This is a genomic window from Aliiroseovarius sp. S1123, assembly GCF_023015885.1.
GTDB lineage: Bacteria > Pseudomonadota > Alphaproteobacteria > Rhodobacterales > Rhodobacteraceae > Aliiroseovarius.
The window spans coordinates 260,863-278,799 of sequence record NZ_JALKBE010000002.1 but is presented as its reverse complement, the minus strand read 5'-3'; the positions used below and the strand labels follow the sequence as shown (position 1 = coordinate 278,799).

The 17,937-nt window shown below is 58.0% G+C and carries 19 protein-coding genes; 7 read left to right on the top strand and 12 right to left on the bottom strand.

Annotation, left to right across the window (positions count from 1 at the left end):
* Nucleotides 1-310 precede the first annotated feature (310 nt).
* From MWU53_RS04845 to katG, 3 genes are all read right to left on the bottom strand, one after another.
* Nucleotides 311-1,057: a LuxR family transcriptional regulator gene (locus MWU53_RS04845; protein ID WP_247091010.1), complete on the bottom strand. Its 747-nt coding sequence runs from the start codon at nucleotides 1,055-1,057 to the stop codon at nucleotides 311-313.
* A complete protein-coding gene (aroQ, locus tag MWU53_RS04840; RefSeq protein ID WP_247091008.1) occupies nucleotides 1,057-1,497 on the bottom strand; it encodes a type II 3-dehydroquinate dehydratase in 441 nt (146 codons plus the stop codon). The genes MWU53_RS04845 and aroQ overlap by 1 nt, the downstream gene beginning before the upstream one ends.
* 388 nt (nucleotides 1,498-1,885) lie before the next feature.
* Nucleotides 1,886-4,066: a catalase/peroxidase HPI gene (gene katG, locus MWU53_RS04835; RefSeq protein ID WP_247091006.1), complete on the bottom strand. Its 2,181-nt coding sequence runs from the start codon at nucleotides 4,064-4,066 to the stop codon at nucleotides 1,886-1,888.
* Nucleotides 4,067-4,188: 122 nt separating this feature from the next.
* Between katG and MWU53_RS04830 the strand changes: the two genes are divergently transcribed.
* On the top strand, nucleotides 4,189-5,085 hold the full coding sequence (locus MWU53_RS04830; protein WP_247091003.1) for a LysR substrate-binding domain-containing protein: 897 nt from the start codon (nucleotides 4,189-4,191) through the stop codon (nucleotides 5,083-5,085).
* On the opposite strand, the gene rseP is transcribed toward MWU53_RS04830, so the two are convergent.
* The 6 genes from rseP to pyrH all read right to left on the bottom strand — a co-directional run bounded on the left by rseP (nucleotide 5,082) and on the right by pyrH (nucleotide 10,780).
* Complete coding sequence (gene rseP / locus MWU53_RS04825) at nucleotides 5,082-6,422, bottom strand: RIP metalloprotease RseP (RefSeq protein WP_247091001.1); 1,341 nt, start codon at nucleotides 6,420-6,422, stop codon at nucleotides 5,082-5,084. The two genes, MWU53_RS04830 and rseP, sit on opposite strands and share 4 nt — an antisense overlap.
* 42 nt (nucleotides 6,423-6,464) lie before the next feature.
* Entirely contained in the window at nucleotides 6,465-7,652 is a 1,188-nt protein-coding gene (gene dxr, locus MWU53_RS04820) for a 1-deoxy-D-xylulose-5-phosphate reductoisomerase (RefSeq protein ID WP_247090998.1), read from the bottom strand.
* A 9-nt stretch (nucleotides 7,653-7,661) separates the two neighbouring features.
* Entirely contained in the window at nucleotides 7,662-8,471 is an 810-nt protein-coding gene (locus tag MWU53_RS04815) for a phosphatidate cytidylyltransferase (RefSeq protein WP_247090995.1), read from the bottom strand.
* A 59-nt stretch (nucleotides 8,472-8,530) separates the two neighbouring features.
* Nucleotides 8,531-9,271, bottom strand: a complete 741-nt coding sequence (locus tag MWU53_RS04810; protein WP_247090993.1) for an isoprenyl transferase — start codon at nucleotides 9,269-9,271, stop codon at nucleotides 8,531-8,533.
* 46 nt (nucleotides 9,272-9,317) lie between these two features.
* Complete coding sequence (gene frr / locus MWU53_RS04805; protein ID WP_247090991.1) at nucleotides 9,318-9,881, bottom strand: ribosome recycling factor; 564 nt, start codon at nucleotides 9,879-9,881, stop codon at nucleotides 9,318-9,320.
* A gap of 146 nt (nucleotides 9,882-10,027) precedes the next feature.
* Nucleotides 10,028-10,780 carry a UMP kinase gene (gene pyrH, locus MWU53_RS04800; protein WP_247090989.1) on the bottom strand — a complete coding sequence of 251 codons (753 nt, stop codon included), beginning with the start codon at nucleotides 10,778-10,780 and terminating at the stop codon, nucleotides 10,028-10,030.
* A 114-nt stretch (nucleotides 10,781-10,894) separates the two neighbouring features.
* On the opposite strand from pyrH, the gene miaA reads away from it, so the two are divergent.
* The 4 genes from miaA to MWU53_RS04780 all read left to right on the top strand — a co-directional run bounded on the left by miaA (nucleotide 10,895) and on the right by MWU53_RS04780 (nucleotide 13,808).
* Nucleotides 10,895-11,803: a tRNA (adenosine(37)-N6)-dimethylallyltransferase MiaA gene (gene miaA, locus MWU53_RS04795; protein ID WP_247090987.1), complete on the top strand. Its 909-nt coding sequence runs from the start codon at nucleotides 10,895-10,897 to the stop codon at nucleotides 11,801-11,803.
* Between the two features lie 148 nt (nucleotides 11,804-11,951).
* On the top strand, nucleotides 11,952-12,758 hold the full coding sequence (locus tag MWU53_RS04790; RefSeq protein WP_247090985.1) for an AraC family transcriptional regulator: 807 nt from the start codon (nucleotides 11,952-11,954) through the stop codon (nucleotides 12,756-12,758).
* Nucleotides 12,759-12,846: 88 nt separating this feature from the next.
* Nucleotides 12,847-13,389, top strand: a complete 543-nt coding sequence (locus tag MWU53_RS04785; RefSeq protein ID WP_163035902.1) for a VOC family protein — start codon at nucleotides 12,847-12,849, stop codon at nucleotides 13,387-13,389.
* Nucleotides 13,390-13,454: 65 nt separating this feature from the next.
* Nucleotides 13,455-13,808: an antibiotic biosynthesis monooxygenase gene (locus MWU53_RS04780; protein ID WP_247090983.1), complete on the top strand. Its 354-nt coding sequence runs from the start codon at nucleotides 13,455-13,457 to the stop codon at nucleotides 13,806-13,808.
* Here the strand turns inward: MWU53_RS04780 and MWU53_RS04775 are convergent.
* Nucleotides 13,805-14,335, bottom strand: coding sequence for a lytic transglycosylase domain-containing protein (locus MWU53_RS04775; RefSeq protein WP_247091760.1), 531 nt, complete (start codon nucleotides 14,333-14,335; stop codon nucleotides 13,805-13,807). The two genes, MWU53_RS04780 and MWU53_RS04775, sit on opposite strands and share 4 nt — an antisense overlap.
* Nucleotides 14,336-14,593: 258 nt before the next feature.
* Between MWU53_RS04775 and ssb the strand changes: the two genes are divergently transcribed.
* Nucleotides 14,594-15,118: a single-stranded DNA-binding protein gene (gene ssb / locus MWU53_RS04770; protein WP_247090981.1), complete on the top strand. Its 525-nt coding sequence runs from the start codon at nucleotides 14,594-14,596 to the stop codon at nucleotides 15,116-15,118.
* A gap of 27 nt (nucleotides 15,119-15,145) precedes the next feature.
* A complete protein-coding gene (locus MWU53_RS04765) occupies nucleotides 15,146-16,216 on the top strand; it encodes a site-2 protease family protein (RefSeq protein ID WP_247090978.1) in 1,071 nt (356 codons plus the stop codon).
* 13 nt (nucleotides 16,217-16,229) lie between these two features.
* Here MWU53_RS04765 and aroB read toward each other — a convergent pair whose 3' ends face one another.
* Both aroB and MWU53_RS04755 read right to left on the bottom strand, forming a co-directional pair.
* On the bottom strand, nucleotides 16,230-17,339 hold the full coding sequence (aroB, locus tag MWU53_RS04760; protein ID WP_247090976.1) for a 3-dehydroquinate synthase: 1,110 nt from the start codon (nucleotides 17,337-17,339) through the stop codon (nucleotides 16,230-16,232).
* Nucleotides 17,336-17,887 (bottom strand): shikimate kinase, encoded by a 552-nt coding sequence (locus MWU53_RS04755; protein ID WP_281501305.1) that lies wholly within the window; start codon nucleotides 17,885-17,887, stop codon nucleotides 17,336-17,338. Before MWU53_RS04755 ends, aroB begins: the two co-directional genes overlap by 4 nt.
* Between the last annotated feature and the right edge of the window lie 50 nt (nucleotides 17,888-17,937).

Here is a 17,937-nt window from a genome sequence, read left to right as displayed (position 1 = left end):
GATTGTCAGCGCTTTTTGCAAGCAGATAAGCTGTGTTATCCGAATGCTGGTGCCTTTGGGAACAATACTCCATCGACACCAGCTCCGTTTTACCGGAAGAATGAAACGTAGTCTGATATCACAGTCCGTTCACCCCAAAATGTCCCAAGGCTAAAGCCACCACTCACGGAACACTAAAATCTTGCCTGATTCGTGCAACAATTGGAAGTACGGGAATCCCTACCATTTCTTCCATAACGTCAACAAAGCGACTTCATAACCAAACACTGTTTCGCAATAAGTGCCTAATCTTACTTAAAAACTTAACACATTAAGATCTGTCAGGCGTGAAGATCTGATTGAGAAATGACATTTTTAGAACTGCTTGAGCCGATGTATCAACGCCGAGTTTATCCCGCGCAATGCGCAAATGCTTTTCGACGGTGGCCGGCGTGACACCCAGAATGGTGGCAATATCCTGATTGGTTTTTCCATCGCCAACCCATTCAAGAACTTCGCGTTGGCGTTTGGACAGATCCGAGCGTTCGGTGCTAAGCGGCAGCGAAATAATCTTCAAATGCGCCACGTTGTTTAACGCTTCAATCTCGTCGCCACGTTCTTTCCAGATTCCATCGACATCATCTTGGCTCAGGCCGCGACGCGCCGTAAGTGCAATAACGCCCTTGGACCGTCGCGAAGTTTCCTGAAAAGAGAGGGTATATCCAGCGGTTACACCCATCTTCTGGTTCAACTCAATTACCTTGCGGTTATTGTCATCCATCCGGCCGATGTTTTCGTGCACCCAGGACCAGCTACACGCACCAGTATTCTCAGCAGCCCAAAGCAGCATTGGGCTCGACCGGTAGAGTTCACCTGCGTAGTAGTGCTCCATGTATTCCGGATCGTGCGATGACAGGGTCATCACGTCTTCACGTGGGCCGATCGAATTGGCTGTCATGAAGTGGGTAACGCCGTAGATCAGGCGGTCAAAGCCAAAGCTCTCCATCTTTCCGCAATGGATATCCCAGACCTCGGCCATGGTCTCACATTGACAGATGCTTTTGATATACTGAAGCATCAGGCGCTCTCGATAATTCCGACTGCTGCGTCGATCGCCAGTTCGTAACCTTTGGCACCAAAGCCGCAAATCTGACCAACTGCGACACGCGCAATGTACGAGCGATGGCGAAATTCTTCGCGTGCATGAATGTTGGATAGGTGAAGCTCGATGGTCGGAACTTCGGCTGCGATGATTGCATCCATTAAGGCAATTGACGTGTGGGTGTAGGCGCCGGCGTTCAGAATGATGGCGTCGTGAACGCCACGCGCTTCTTGAATCTTGGTAACAAGCGTACCTTCGTCGTTAGACTGCGCGCATACACACGAGACCCCAAGCTTTTCCGCATACGCAATACAGGACGCTTCAATATCCTCAAGGCGCAGGTGGCCATAGATCTCGGGCTGGCGCACGCCCAGCATGTTCAAATTGGGACCATTGAGAATAAGCAGTGAGGGCATGTCGTCTTCCTTGTTCGGACACTGTTTTATCTGCATTATTTCGGCCGATGTCGAGGAAATAGAGCACTAAGGCTTTTCGGTTTCAGAATAGTCGCATGATTACAATATTAACATAATATGGATTATGCGTATTAGTGCTTAGGGCAGCAGTGAGTGCACTTGATTGCTTAGATATTATCCTATTTCGTGAATTGAACGCTAGAAATCGTCGTCTCATGTGAGGTCATCAAGCATCGCGAACTAAGAAAATGAACCTAATCGCCGCGAGATCAGATTAAGAACTGCTGACAACGTAATGATAATAATAATGAGTGTGAGAGAAAGCTTGTGGGAGTTAAGGGGCAGTTCCCTGCCCCTTAATAGTCTTTCGTGGACACTGAGTTCTTGATCAGTTCAAGTCAAAGCGATCCGCGTTCATGACCTTGGTCCAGGCGGCCACGAAATCTTCGACGAATTTCTGGCCCGCATCGTCCTGAGCATAGACCTCGGACAATGCCCGCAGTTGCGAGTTTGAACCAAAGACCAGATCAACACGCGTTGCGGTCCATTTCTGATCACCTGTTGCACGATCCGTGCCCGCATAAGTACCGTCGCCCTGGTCGGACCATTTGGTGCCGATATCCAGCACGTTGGCGAAGAAGTCAGTGCTTAGCTTGCCGGTGTTTTGCGTCAGGACGCCATGTGCGCTGCCGCCATGATTGGCACCCAGAACACGCAGGCCACCGACCAGTACCGTCATCTCGGGCGCGCTGAGGCCCAGAAGCTGCGCCTTGTCGATCAGAAGCTCTTCGGGCGAGATGGTGAACTCGGTCCGTTGCCAGTTGCGGAAGCCGTCAGCAGCGGGTTCCAGATAGCCGACGCTTTCCACATCGGTCATCTCTTGCGTGGCATCCCCGCGACCCAAGGTGCAAGGCACAAGAATGCAGTGGCCTGCATCGGCAGCGGCCTGTTCAACAGCTGCGGCACCCGCAATCACGATCAGGTCGGCCATTGAAACCGGCTTGCCGAAGCTGCCACGAAGCTCTTCCAGACGGGTCAAGACACGGTTCAACGCCTCGGGTTCATTGACTTCCCAGCCATTCATCGGTTCCAGACGGATCCGCGCCCCATTGGCCCCGCCCCGCATATCCGATCCCCGGAAGGTCGAGGCCGACGCCCATGCGGTTTTCACAAGGTCCGAGATGCTCAGTCCGGTGTCGAGCACAGATGCCTTCAACGCGTTCACGTCTTCGGTGCTTAGATCCGTTTCCGACGCCGGGATGGGGTCTTGCCAGATCGGCTCTTCGCCCGGGACATCGCCCCCAAGATACCGCGCACGCGGGCCCATATCGCGGTGGGTCAGCTTGAACCATGCGCGGGCAAATGCGTCTGCGAATTCGTCCGGATTTTCATGGAAGCGCCTGGAAATAGGGCCATAAATCGGGTCCATCCGCATTGCCATATCCGCCGTGGTCATCATGGTCGGAACTTTCTTCGACGCATCATGGGCTTGTGGCGCCATGTCGTCTTCCGACACGCCGACGGGTTCCCAAATGTAGGCACCCGCGGGCGACTTGGTCAGGTTCCAGTCATAGCCAAACAGCAGGTCGAAATAGCCATTGTCCCACTGGATCGGATTTGCGGTCCACGCGCCCTCGATCCCGCTTGTGGTGGTGTCATCGCCGTGGCCGGTGCCATGTGCGTTGATCCAACCAAGGCCCATCTCTTCGATCCCGGCTGCTTCGGGTTCGGGACCAACCAAGGCCGGGTCCCCTGCCCCATGCGCCTTGCCAAATGTGTGCCCACCCGCGACCAGCGCGACGGTTTCCTCGTCGTTCATTGCCATACGGGCAAAGGTCTCGCGGATGTCGCGGCCCGAGGCCAGAATGTCCGGCTCTCCGTTCGGACCTTCCGGGTTCACATAGATCAAGCCCATCTGCACGGCGGCCAACGGGTTTTCCAGATCACGCTCACCGGAATAACGGCTGTTGGGGTTGTCGTCCCCGGCCAGCCACTCGGTTTCAGCGCCCCAATAGGTGTCCTCTTCCGGCTCCCACACGTCCGCACGACCGCCCGCAAAGCCAAAGGTCGGTCCACCCATCGAGGTGATGGCCACGTTACCTGCCAAGATCATCAGGTCGGCCCAAGAAATCTTGTTGCCGTATTTCTGCTTGATCGGCCATAGAAGACGACGGGCCTTGTCCAGATTGCCGTTGTCGGGCCACGAATTCAGGGGCGCAAAGCGTTGCTGTCCGGTCCCTGCCCCGCCGCGTCCATCCGCGGTGCGATAGGTGCCAGCGCTGTGCCATGCCATGCGAATGAACAGGCCTCCATAATGGCCGTAATCGGCGGGCCACCAATCCTGACTGTCAGTCATCAGCGCGGTCAGATCAGCCTTTAAAGCCTCCAAATCCATAGACTTAAACGCTTCGGCATAGTCAAAGTCGCCCCCCATCGGGTCCGACTTGGCCGTGTTCTGATGCAACATTCTGAGGTTCAGCTGATTGGGCCACCAGTCCTTGTTGGACCGCATCCCGACATTTGTTGCGCCATGCGCCACCGGGCATTTTCCCATGCTGTTTCCGTCCATCTTCGACTCCCATGTTTGGTATTTGGCTCGCGACGGCAAATTCCGTCTGAATGGCTTCACGTTAGCGCGGTTGGATGATAAGAGGAAATTACACCTTTTAATCCCGGCGATAGGATTGCCTTATGAGCAATATCACTCTGCGACAGCTTCGATATTTTGATGCCCTTGCCGAACACGGTCATTTTGGGCGCGCGGCTGACGCCTGTTCCGTGTCTCAGCCAGCGCTATCTGTTCAGATCAAAGAGCTTGAGGACGCGTTGGGTTGTATCTTGTGTGAACGCATGCCGCGACAGGTGCGCCTGACGACCTTGGGGCGCGAGTTCCTGCGCCGCACGCGGGACATCCTGCGCGCGGTCGACGAGCTTGAGGATGTGTCGCGCGCTGCCCGTGATCATTGGGTGGGCGAGCTGCGGATTGGGGTGATTCCAACCATTGCGCCCTACCTGTTGCCTAAGATCGTGCAGGAGCTGACCGAACATTTCCCGGGCGCCGAGATCCATATGCGCGAGACCATGACCTCGAACCTGATCCGCGAACTGATCGATGGCCGGATCGACACGGCGGTCTTGGCCCTTCCCATATCCGATCCTGCGCTGACCGAGGTTCCCCTGTTTGACGAGGAATTCGTGCTGGTGCGTCCCATGGCGGATAAAGGCAAGCCCGTTCCCAACCGCGATGGGCTGCGCGAGATGCGCCTTCTATTGCTCGAAGAAGGCCACTGCTTCCGCGATCAGGCACTGTCGTTTTGCGACATGCACAACACCAATCCGCGCGAGACGCTGGATGGCAGCGCCTTGTCTACGCTGGTTCAGATGGTCGGCGCAGGCATGGGGGTCACGCTTATCCCGGACATGGCGGTGGGGGTCGAAACCCGCTCGGCCCCCGTCACCGTGTCGCGTTTTGACGCGCCCAAACCCAACCGCACAATCGGTATGGTCTGGCGCGCAAGCTCGCCTTTGGCAAAGCAATTTCACCGCATGGCAGATTGTGTGAAACGGGCGGCAAAGGCCGGAACTTAGGGGCAGAACAGGTCGTTTGTTACCCCGAACACCATCAGCGAGATGACCAGCGCCAGACCGATGGCCAGCAGGACATTCAGCGCCTTGTCCGACGGTGGTTTGCCGGTCACAGCCTCCCACGCGTAGAACACCAGATGGCCGCCATCCAGAACCGGGATGGGGAATAGGTTCAGCATACCAATGGCTGTGGACAGCATGGCGATGAAGGCCACGAAGCTGACCGCACCCTGTGACGCCACCTGCCCCGAAACCTGCGCAATCCCAATGGGGCCAGACAGGTTACAGCTGGAAATCGCGCCAGTGATCATGTGCCACAGGCCCGACAGGCTGCTTTGAATGATATAGATGACCCGATCCACGCCCGAGGTCACGCTTTCCCAGACGCCTGCCGGACGGGTGGCCGGTTCAAACACCAACCCCGAGGTAATGCCAATCAGCCAACGTGTTTCAAACCCGCCGTCGGCGGCGGGGATATCCTGACGGCGCGGGGTCAAGGTTACATCCATCGGTGTGCCGTCACGTAGAATGCCCAAAGACAGCTCGGCTCCATCGCCATTCACCACGATCTCGCGCAGAGCGCTGAAGGTCGGGACCGTTTCGCCGTCCACAGTGCGGATGAAGTCGCCTTCCTTCAAACCCGCCGCCATTGCAGCAGATTGTGGGCTGACGGACCCGACCAGTGCTGGATAGGGGTGCGTCGCAGATAGGGACAGTACATGCCCATCACGCTCGACCTGATAATCCACCAGTGCGGTTTCGGGAAGTTTCTCAACCACCTCATAGAACTCGGCCAAGGGCGGAGTCTCAAAGCCCGCGATAGATAGGATCGTGTCGCCCTCGCGCAGCCCCTGCTCCATCCCCGGGACGTTCAGAACGGTTTTCACGGCCAGAGGATCGCGGGCGACGCCGGTGGACATCATCAGACCTGCGAAGATCAAGGTTGACAGGATGAAGTTGAAAATCGGTCCGGCAGCCACCGTGGCCGTCCGCGCCCACAAGGGCGCGCCATGCATCGTGTGGCGGCGGTCTTCCTCGGAGAGTTCAGCCATGACGGCTTCGTCCGCGCCGCCAGACGCGGCATTCGCGTCGCCCCGGAATTTCACATAGCCGCCAATGGGAAAGGCCGCGATCTGCCACTGGGTGCCGTGCCGGTCCGTCCGCGCGAACAGAACAGGCCCCATCCCGATCGAGAACACATCCGCCTTGATGCCGCTCCACCGTCCAACGATGTAGTGGCCATACTCATGCACCGCGACGATCACCGTCAGAGCGGCGACAAAGGCAAGGACCGTGAAGGCAAGATTGCCGAAATCGGGCAGGAAGCTGATCAGATCCATGTCTTAGAAATGTCCTTTGGGTTCAGCGCGTGGCGCGTCTGCTCAGTTTTTATTGGCGAGGATTTCGCGGGCGACGGTACGTCCCATCTGGTCAGCGGCCAGCACATTATCAAGGGTCATGGCCGCATGGATCAGGCTGACATTTCCGTCAAGTCGGATTAGCGTGTCTTCCACCAGCCCGGCCATGTCCATGAAGCCGATCTGGCCGGCAATGAACCCGTCCAGCGCGATTTCCTTGGCGGCGTTGAAGACGGCACCTGACAAACCGCCTGCCGCCATGACCTCGCGGGCAAGGCGCAGGGCGGGATAGCGCGCCTCGTCGGGGGCGCGGAATTCCAGCGTGGCCACCTTGGCCAGATCCAGCCGCTCGACGGGCAGGTCACGGCGTTCGGGCCAGTGCAGTGCATAGCCGATGGCGTGGCGCATATCCGGCGCGCCGAGGTGCGCCATCAAAGCCCCGTCCTTGAAACCAACCAGCGCGTGGACCAGACTTTGCGGATGCACCAGAACCTCGATCAGGCTGGGGTCGATCTGGAAGAACTCTTTTGTCTCAATGACTTCCAGTGCCTTGTTGAACATCGATGCGCTGTCGATCGTGATCCGCTGCCCCATATCCCAGTTGGGATGAGAACTCGCCTCGGCCAATGTCGCGGTGGCCAGCTTTTCCAACGGCCAATCACGGAACGCGCCGCCTGAAGCGGTGATGATGATCCGCTCGACAGCGTCCATATCCTCGCCCACAAGCCCTTGGAACACGGCGGAGTGTTCACTGTCCACGGGCAAGATACGGGAATGGTGCGCCTGCGCGGTCGCCATGATCAGCGGCCCGGCGGTCACAAGGCTTTCCTTGTTGGCAAGCGCTAGCGTCGCGCGGGCTTCCAAGGCGCGAAGGCCCGGCAAAAGCCCTGCGGCCCCGACTATCGAAGACATGACCCAGTCACAGGGGCGCGTCGCGGCTTCTTCGATGGCAGTGGACCCTGCTGCAGCCTCGACACCGCTTCCAGCCAGCGCCTCTTGCAACGCGGGCAGCTTATCCTCATGCGCGGTGATGGCAACGTCTGCGCGCAGCTCGATGGCGTCTTTGGCCAGCTGCGCGATGTTATGCCCGCCCGTCAGAGCAACCACGTCATAGGCGTCTGCGTCGCGTCGGATCAGGTCAATGGTGGATTGCCCAATAGATCCGGTTGACCCGAAGATCGAAATACGGCGTGTGCCCGCTTCTTTTGTCATGCCCTGCCCTTAGCCCGCAAAAATCAACGACCCAGCACCCAACAGAAGAACCAAAGCCCCTGCAGCGCCGATCATGGCGTCGAACCGGTCCAATACGCCACCGTGACCCGGGATCAGGTTCGAGCTGTCCTTGACCCCCACCATCCGCTTGATGGCACTTTGCGCGATGTCCCCCATCTGGCCTGCAAAGGCGATGAAGGGAAACAGCAGCGCCTCGATCATCGAAAATTTGCCAAGCGCCATACCGATCATGCCAAGTATCAAGGCGCCGACCCAACCTGCAATCGTGCCGGACCAAGTTTTCTTAGGGCTAACGCGCGGCCAGAATTTCTTGCCCCCAATCAAACGCCCGGCGAAATATCCGGCGACGTCCGAGATGATGATGATCAGGATGAACCAGACCAAGAAAGTCCCCGGACCCATGGACAGAAAGCCAAGGCCTGCCAGCATGATCAAAAGGCCGTATGCGAAGAACAAGACTCGATACTGGTTGGCTAGAATTGCGCCCATGACCGGAGCGAGGAACAGGGCCGCAATCTGGGGCGACAAGATAACGCCCGGCGCGTTGATTGAGCCGAAACTACTCAGGAAAATCCCGCCTGATGCCGCCAAGCCCAGAACTATGGGCAAAGCAGTCGGTGTGGGGTTCAGAAGTCGCGCGAACTCCCACATACACATTCCGATAACGACGATGATCATCGCGAAATAGAATGTTCCCCCAATCCAGATGGCAGCCACGGCGATCGCTGCCATGCCCGCGGCGGACAACAGACGCGGGGCAAGATCGGCCCATTTCGAGGAAGAAGACTGAGAACTCATTTGGGGGTTATCGCATTGCGCGGGCCGGGTCTCAAGTCAAAGTAGGGCGCAAAGGCGTGCTATTCTGCTGCGGACTTCACAGTTCCAAACCGACGGTCCCGATCGGAAAAGCGCGCGATGACGTCGGCGAACACCTCGGACGAGAAATCCGGCCAGAGCGTTTCGATGAAATCGTACTCGGCATAGGCGGATTGCCAGAGCAGAAAGTTTGACACGCGCATTTCGCCCGAGGTCCGAATAACCAGATCGGGATCCGGCAAAATGCTTGTATCTAAATAACTTGTGATCGTTTCTTCATTCACAGACTCTGGCGACAACGCGCCACTGGCGATGTCATGCGCCATGCGTTTGGAGGCGCGGGCAAGCTCGTCCCGACCACCATAGTTCAGAGCGATGGTAAGATTCACATGGTCGTTGTGACCAGTCACCTCTTCCAGCTCTTCCATGAGCTTGATCAGTTTTTTGTCAAGTCGGCCACGATCCCCGATAAAGCGCACACGCACACCTTCCTCGACCAGCGCACGCGCTTCCTTGGTGATGTAGCGGCGAAACAGGTTCATCAGGCCGGTAACTTCTGTTTCCGAGCGTTTCCAGTTCTCGGTCGAGAAAGCAAAGATGGTCAGGTATTTGACGCCTAGATCGGGACAAGCGCGCACGATCTCGCGCACGCGCTTTGCCCCAGCACGGTGTCCGAACAGACGTGGCTGGCCACGGCGCTGCGCCCAGCGGCCGTTGCCGTCCATGATGATGGCAACGTGCCGTGGTGATGCCACCCCGGCCTGTATGTCCATCTTGTTCATGTTCACCACCAAATCCAATACCTATAAAAAACAGGACCTTGCAGGGTCAGACCTGCATGATCTCTTCCTGTTTGGTTTCCAGGGCCTTGTCCACGATGCCAACGTATTTGTCGGTCAGCTCTTGCACCTCGTCCGACCACATTTTGGCGTCGTCCTCGGACATGTTGTCCTTGCCCTTTTTGATCTGCTGCATTCCGTCCTGACGCACGTTGCGCACAGCAACGCGGGCGTGTTCGGCATATTGCGCAGCCACACGAGTCAGCTCGCGGCGACGTTCTTCGTTCAGCTCGGGGATTGGCAACATGATGATCGTGCCGTTCAGTTGCGGGTTGATCCCCAGACCGCTTTCGCGAATGGCCTTTTCGACCGCCTGAACCATGCTTTTATCCCAGACATTCACCGTCACCATGCGCGGTTCGGGCACGTTTACGGTGCCAACCTGGTTCAGCGGCGTACGCTGGCCATAGGCTTCGACGGTAATCGGGTCCAGCATCGAAGCTGACGCCCGGCCTGTACGCAGCGATGCAAATTCGGTTCTCAGTGCACCAATGGCACCTTCCATCCGGCGCTCCAGATCGTCAGTATCCAGTTCAAACTCTTCATCAGCCATCGCTCGGCGTTCCCTTCGTCTTTCAAGCTCTTATTTTCGAGCGTGTTTCGCCCGGTATAACGCCACCGCCCCCCAATTGTATAGATCAGACTCTACCAGCGGTGGCAAAGTTTTACGTCTGGGCAGAAATCCGCCCTTTTCTGCGGTTAGCCGCCCACGCGCGTATAGGTGCCCTGCCCGTCCAGAATACCACGGAAACCGCCCGGTTCATCCAGCGAAAACACGATGATCGGCAGGTTGTTGTCGCGGGCCAGCGCAATGGCGGACGCGTCCATGACGCCCAGACGCTTGGCCAGCACATCGTCATAAGACACGGTGTCATAACGGACGGCGTCGTCGTTCTTGACCGGATCTTTGTCATACACGCCATCTACCTTCGTACCCTTGAAAATAGCCTCGCAGGCCATTTCATTGGCGCGCAGCGTGGCGGCGGTATCGGTGGTGAAATAGGGGTTGCCGGTGCCGGCGGCGAAGATGCAGACACGCTTTTTCTCAAGGTGGCGCACGGCGCGGCGGCGAATGTACGGTTCACAGACCTGATCCATCGGAATGGCCGAGATCACGCGGGTAAACACGCCCAGACCTTCCAGCGCGGACTGCATCGCCAGCGCATTCATCACCGTGGCCAGCATTCCCATGTAGTCCGCCGTGGTGCGTTCCATCCCCTGCGCCGAGCCCTGAAGTCCGCGGAAAATGTTACCGCCCCCGATCACCATGCAGATCTCGACGCCCATATCGTGCACCGATTTTACCTCGCGGGCGATACGTTCAACTGTAGGCGGGTTCAGGCCGAACCCCTGGTCACCCATCAGGGCCTCGCCTGAAATTTTCAGCATGACACGTTTATAGGTCGGCTGCGGGGTTTCACCCTCTGCCGTTGTCTGGGCCTGATCACTCATCTGTTGCCACTCTCTGATTGTCGTGATTGTGTTGCCGGGCAATTTGACCGATTAGGGCCGGATGATCAATGAGCGATCCGCCCGTTGGGCCGAAAAAAGTAAGGACAGCATCACGTGTTTAACGCGCAAGGCAGTATCGCGGAACTGGCCCAAGAAGTTGGCCCGGACCACCCGGTCCTGATCGCTGGGGCGACCGCATCAGGAAAGTCTGCTCTGGCGCTGGCCATTGCCGAGGCCTCGGGCGGGGTGATCGTGAATGCCGATGCGCTGCAGGTGTTTGAAAACTGGCGCGTGGTGACCGCGCGTCCGTCACCCGAGGATGAAGCCCGCGCGTCACATCTGCTTTATGGGCACATTCCGGGGGATCAAGATTACTCGGTTGGGCATTGGTTGCGCGAAGTTGCACCGATCCTGCAAGGCCCAAAGCGCCCGATCATCGTTGGCGGCACAGGCTTGAACCTAACCGCTTTGACCGAAGGTCTGGCAGATATTCCCCTGACCCCGCCCGCCATTCGAAAGGACGGTGAGGCGCGCTTTGCTGAGGGTGGATTGCCCGCCCTTCTAGCAGATCTGGATCCGGACACGATGGCGCGGATCGACACGCGCAATCCCGCCCGTGTCGCCCGCGCGTGGGAGGTTCAGCACACCACGGGGCGCGGTCTGGCCAGTTGGCAGGACGACACGCCGCCGCCGCTGCTGCCCCTCTCATCTGCGCGCGCCTTCCATCTGGACGCCGAGCGCGACTGGCTGCGCGACCGGATCGAACGGCGATTTGACATCATGCTGGACGAAGGCGCGCTCGAGGAAGCCCGCCTGAACCTTTCGACATGGGATCCCAAGGCTCCGTCCTCGAAAGCCATCGGCGCGCCAGAGTTGATCGCCCACTTGCAAGGCGAGATATCGCTGGATGAAGCGCGCGAAGCGGCCATCATCGCAAGCCAGCAATACGCCAAGCGACAGCGCACCTGGTTCCGAAAACGGATGCGAAACTGGCAGGTGATTCCCCTTGGGAAGGATCACTAGCTTCTAACTTACCCACAGGCGCGCCTCTATTCCTGTGGAAGACCCTGTGGAAAAGTTGTAAACTGTCAAAAATACTGAGACAGGTCGAACAGTGTGAGCTAGCGATTGGGCAGTGAGGTAATTTACTGGCTGCTGCGATTGCGTTCTTATGACTGATACAAACCAACCGAATTTTTCATTTCGTGCTCTTCCTATTGCCCGTTTGGGTGTCGGCGGTCGCTGGCGTACCGAGGCGATGCGCTCTTACGGCGCTCCGGTCCTGTTGTGGTTCACGCGCGGGCAAGGACGTATCACGATCAATGGTGTGACCTCGGGCTACGGTCCGCATAACTGCATCTATCTACCCGCCGGCACGATGCATGGTTTCGAGATGAGCACACAGGTCGCCGGGACGATCATCGTGTTCCCTCAGGATAGCGAAGAGCAGCTAGGGCTTCCCCGGGATTCCGTACATCTGCGTCTGCGCGACGCGGATCGACAGATCGAACTCAGCAACCTTGTCGACAATCTACAGCGCGAGATGGAGAAAGGCACGTCACGGGCCAGCCGCGCCATGATGTGCCACGCCGGGTTGATATCGGTCTGGTTGGACCGTCAACTGGATGCGCTGGACGAGGATGAGGTGAAACCCAAATCCGGAAAGCGCTTGGTCAACGCGTACACTGCGTTGGTTGAACAGGATTTCCACAGCTCGAAAACCGTGCGGGATTATGCGGCGGAACTGGGCATTACCCCCACGCACCTGTCGCGCGTGTGTAACAACGCCTGCGGGCGTCCGGCGTCTGCCATTTTGCAGGACCGGATCACCTACGAAGCACGGCGTCTGCTGACAGAAACCCGCGTGCCGATCAAAGACATCGCGGCTTCGCTTGGCTTTACCTCAGCGGCGTATTTTACCCGGTCCTTCCTAAAGCAAACGGGACAAACTCCTTCTGCCTTCCGTAAACGGGGTTAGGTAGCCCCCCTTCTTTTACGGGCCTACACAACAATCGTTGCATATGAAATGAATATTGTGTATATCCACGACCAATAGGAGGACGCACATGAAAATTGAACAGATTCACCACGTCGCGTATCGCTGTAAGGACGCGAAAGAGACCGTCGAATGGTACGGCAAGATGTTGAACATGGACTTCATTTTGGCGATTGCTGAAAACCATGTACCGTCGACACATGAACCGGATCCCTACATGCACGTGTTCCTGGATGCCGGGAATGCAAATGTTCTGGCGTTCTTTGAACTTCCAACCAAGCCGGAAATGGGCCGTGACCCGAACACCCCGATCTGGGTACAGCACATCGCGTTCAAGGTGAAAGACCGTGCAGAACTAATTGAATTCAAAGAGCATCTTGAGGCCAACGGCGTCGATGTTCTGGGGGTCACCGACCACTCGATCTTCCACTCGATCTATTTCTTCGATCCTAACGGGCACCGCGTTGAACTGGCCTGTCCCGATCCTGAAGAGGAAGCAATGCTGAAGCGCATGGATGAAGTGAAGTGGGATATGCTGAACGAATGGTCCGAGACCAAACGCGCCCCCAAGCACGCGGAATGGCTGCATAAGAAAGAGCTGTCAGACGTTTAACCCTAGGGGCTGACGCATCGTATCGTTTGAATTATGCATGGGCGTATCTGTGAAAGGATGCGCCCATGTCTTTTGATGAAACCCGTTTTGCCCCCCTGCCCGACCCGCCTTATTACGCAGTGATTTTTACCAATCAGCTGACCTCGTCCGTTCAGGGCTATGAACAGATGGCCGACAAGATGGTCGCGCTGGCACAGGCGCAGGACGGGTATATCGGGGTGGAAAGCACGCGGGATGCGTTCGGGGTTGGGATTACCGTGTCTTATTGGCGCGACGAGGCCGCGATTTCCGCGTGGAAAGCGGATGTTGCTCATCTGATGGCGCAAAAACTTGGGAAGACCCGGTGGTACGCACAGTATCACCTGCGGGTCGCCAAAGTCGAACGTGCTTATTCCGGTCCTGAAGGACGCGCGCGCTAGCTGCCCAGAATGGCTTTCACGTAGCCTTGCGTTTCTTTGTAGGGCGGGACGCCATTGTATTTGGCCACAGCTTCCGGCCCAGCGTTATAGGCCGCAAGCGCTAAGCGCCACGAGCGGAAGCGGTCATATTGCTGGCGCAGATAGCGCGCCCCTCCTTCCAGGTTTTGCGTGGGGTTCCAAGGATCAACACCCAGCTTGCGGGCGGTAAACGGCATCAGCTGTGCAAGACCGATCGCACCTGCATGGCTTTTCGCCTTGGGGTTCCAACCGCTTTCCTGCTGCACAAGCCGCAGGAACAGATCCTCGGGAATGCCATACCGTCGCGCCGCTGCTTGCGCGATCGGCAGAAACTGGCCTTTATAGTTCCCCGAATAGCTGGGAATGCCATAGCTGGACGGCGTAGTTGGGGCATTGGGTGTCAATCGCGATGAGCCCGCGTATTGCTGCGCCGCGCGCGAATCCAGAACGCCCACCTGAGACCGAAACGTGCTGCGCCCGCCCGAGCTTCCAAACAGGTTTTCGGCCATCGCCATATTTTGTGGTGCTTCCAAGGCAAGGGCCGCGACAATGCTTAGCCCAGCGATTGTGAAAACTCTTTGGCGCAATGCTTCGCCCCCAACTTGAATACAGCGCCAATATAGGGGCTCGTTGCCCCGCTGGGAAGTGTTGCGCGACCAATAGCGCGAAACTAAGCGCATTCGGGAAAACCCGGCACAGAAATCGCGTTCCCCTCGCCGGTATATGGTGTAACCATATGGACCAATCTAGAATCGAAAGGACGCAGGATGGCGGGTTCGCTTAACAAGGTCATGCTTATTGGTAATCTGGGTGCCGATCCCGAGGTACGGACCTTCCAAAACGGTGGCAAAGTGTGCAACCTGCGCATTGCTACCTCGGAAACTTGGAAAGACCGCAACACCGGCGAACGTCGCGAGAAAACCGAGTGGCATACCGTGTCCGTCTTCTCGGAAGGACTGGTGCGCGTGTGTGAGCAATTCCTTCGCAAAGGCTCGAAAGTCTATGTGGAAGGTCAGCTTCAGACCCGTAAGTGGCAGGATCAGTCCGGAAATGACCGTTATTCGACCGAAGTTGTGCTACAAGGATTTAACGGCACGCTGACCATGCTGGATGGCCGCAGCGGCGGCCAAGGCGGTGGTGGCCAAGGTGGCGGCTATGGCGGTGGTCAAGGTGGCTACGGTGGCGGCAATCAGGGCGGCGGCTATGGCGGAGGCCAAGGCGGTGGTTTTGGTGGCGGCGACAGCGGTCCGGCCCCGGCAGGCGGCGGTTTCGACGACGAAATCCCGTTCTAAAACGAACAGAAAAGAAGGAGGCGCGCGATGATATGGTCCTTTCCAATCGGGCGCCTCTTTGGCTCGCAGCTGCGCGTCCATGTGACCTTTTTTCTGCTGCTGGCTTTCATTGGCGCCTCGACCTGGTCTGAACAGGGACCCGAAGCCGCGCTCTGGACCATCGTCTTCGTTCTTCTGCTCTTTGCCTGCGTTGTGGCGCATGAATTCGGCCACGCCTTGATGGCGCGCCGGTTTGGCATTCGTACACCCGACGTGACGCTTCTGCCCATCGGTGGGTTGGCGCGACTGGAACGCATGCCCGAAAACCCGCGGCAGGAAATTCTGGTCGCCTTGGCTGGCCCCGCAGTGAATGTGGTAATCTGGGCGGTTCTGACGCTGCTAATCGGTGCACCGACCGAGACCGAGCAGCTGACCGGCATGGCGATCACGCCGTCCACCCTGCCTTCGCAATTGGCGACGCTGAACCTGATCCTCGCCGTTTTCAACATGGTTCCGGCCTTCCCGATGGATGGCGGACGGGTGCTGCGCGCAGTTCTGTCGATGTTTACCGACCGCGTCAGAGCGACACGCATTGCGGCCGGCGCGGGCCAGATGGTGGCCTTTCTGATGGCGTTGACGGGTCTTATGTCCGGCAACCTGATGCTGGTACTGATCGCAGGATTCATCTTCATAGCGGCGGGTGGCGAAAGCGCCGACGTTGCCATGCGGGATGTGGCCCGCAAGCTGATGGCGCGCGATGCGATGATCACGGAATATGAAAGCCTACGCCCCGAGGATCCCATCGCCCTTGCGGCCACCACGCTGATCCGGACCACGCAGCACGAGTTTCCAGTGCTCGACCCCGAAGGCCAACTGGCTGGATTTTTGACCCGCGAAGCCCTGTTTCACGCGATGGCCGAGGGCGCCTCGGGCACCCATGTCGGGGATGTGATGACACCCGTTCCGTCCGCCGCATTGACCGACGGGCTTGAAATGATCCTGGAACGGATGGGCACGGCGCCAACAGTGGCGGTGCTGGATGCCGAGGGGCATCTGCTGGGCTATATCACGCGCGAAAATGTGGGCGAGCTGATGGTGATCGCCAACGCACGCAAATAGCGGGCGGAACGGCTTATCCGTCAGCCAGTGCCTCGGTCAACACGTCTTTGACCACGCCCATGTCGACATCATCTGCCACGAAAGCATCGCCGATCGCGCGCGCCAGAATGAAGCGCAGCTTGCCCTGTACGACCTTCTTGTCCTGCGCCATCAACGCGATCAGACCATCCGCATCTGGCAGATCGCCGGGGATGTCTCGGATGTCTTTCTTCATGCCCATCGCCGCCAGATGCTCGCGGAAACGCGAGGGGCTTTCTTGACTCATCAGCCCCAACCGGGCCGAGGTTTCAAACGCCAGCGCACAGCCAATGGCAACGCCTTCGCCATGCAACAGACGATCGGAATATCCAGTCGCTGCTTCAAGCGCGTGACCAAAGGTGTGGCCAAGGTTCAAAAGCGCGCGGTCGCCTTGCTCGGTCTCATCCCGTACGACGATGTCGGCCTTCATCTGCACTGACCAACGCACGGCCTCTTCTCGCAGCGCCAGATCTCCCGCCGCCAGCGCGGGGCCATTCATCTCGAGCCAATCAAAGAAGGACGCATCGCCAAGACCGCCGTATTTCACAACCTCGCCATAGCCTGCCAGAAAATCACGCGGCTTCAGCGTGCCCAATACGTCAACATCGGCCAGAACAAGCGAGGGTTGGTGGAACGCGCCAATCAGGTTCTTGCCCTGCGGTGCGTTGATCCCGGTCTTGCCGCCCACCGAACTGTCCACCTGCGCTAGCAGAGATGTCGGCAGTTGTACGAAGCGCACACCACGGCGCAGGATCGCAGCGGCAAAGCCCACAAGGTCTCCGATCACGCCGCCGCCAAAGGCCAGCACGACGTCCTTGCGCTCGACCTTTTGCTCCAGCAGCCATTCGACGGTTTGCATCAGGAATGGCCAGCTTTTGGTGCTTTCACCGGGTGGCAGGATCAGCGCTTCCGAGGCAATCCCTTCGGTGGACAGTCCAGCTTTCAATGCCTCAAGATGCAGCCCCGCAACGGTTTCTTCCGTCACGATCCAGACCTTCGGGCGCGGCAGCAAGGGGGCGATTTCAGCACCGGCGCGTGCAATCAGACCCGGTGCGATACGGACGTCATAGGAGCGGTCATCCAATGGGACGTGAACGGTGGTCATGCGGGGATCTCCTCAAGCACATCCGGGCGGGTTTTCAACTCCTCGATCACCGCCTCGGTCATCTGCGCGATGGTATAGTCAGGATGGGCATCCACAGCCAAATCGGCGAGCTCGTAAACCGGTACGCGGGCATCATAAATCTCGGTCAGTGTGGCTTTTGGATCGCGCGTGCGCAGCAAAGGGCGCGTGTCCTTGTGCTTGACCCGGTTCCACAAAATCTCAAGATCCGCACGCAGCAGAACAGACACCCCGCGGTCGCTGATCATCGTGCGATTGCGTTCTGCCATGAAGGCACCTCCGCCGGTCGACAAGATGGCACATTCTCCATCCAGCAAACGTCCGATCACCTCGGTCTCGCGGTCGCGGAAAAAGGCTTCTCCGTCGCGCTCGAAGATTTCGGCGATCGACATATTGGCGGCGCGCACGATCTCTTCGTCGCTGTCCAAAAACGGCACATCCAATCGGGCAGCCAGCGCCTGTCCGACTGCGGTTTTACCCGCCCCCATCATGCCCACCATGACGATGGATTTCTTTAATTTGAATGCCAAAGCGGCGCCCACTTGCCCAAATTCAGATTTCTTTCCTGAATGGCGTGATC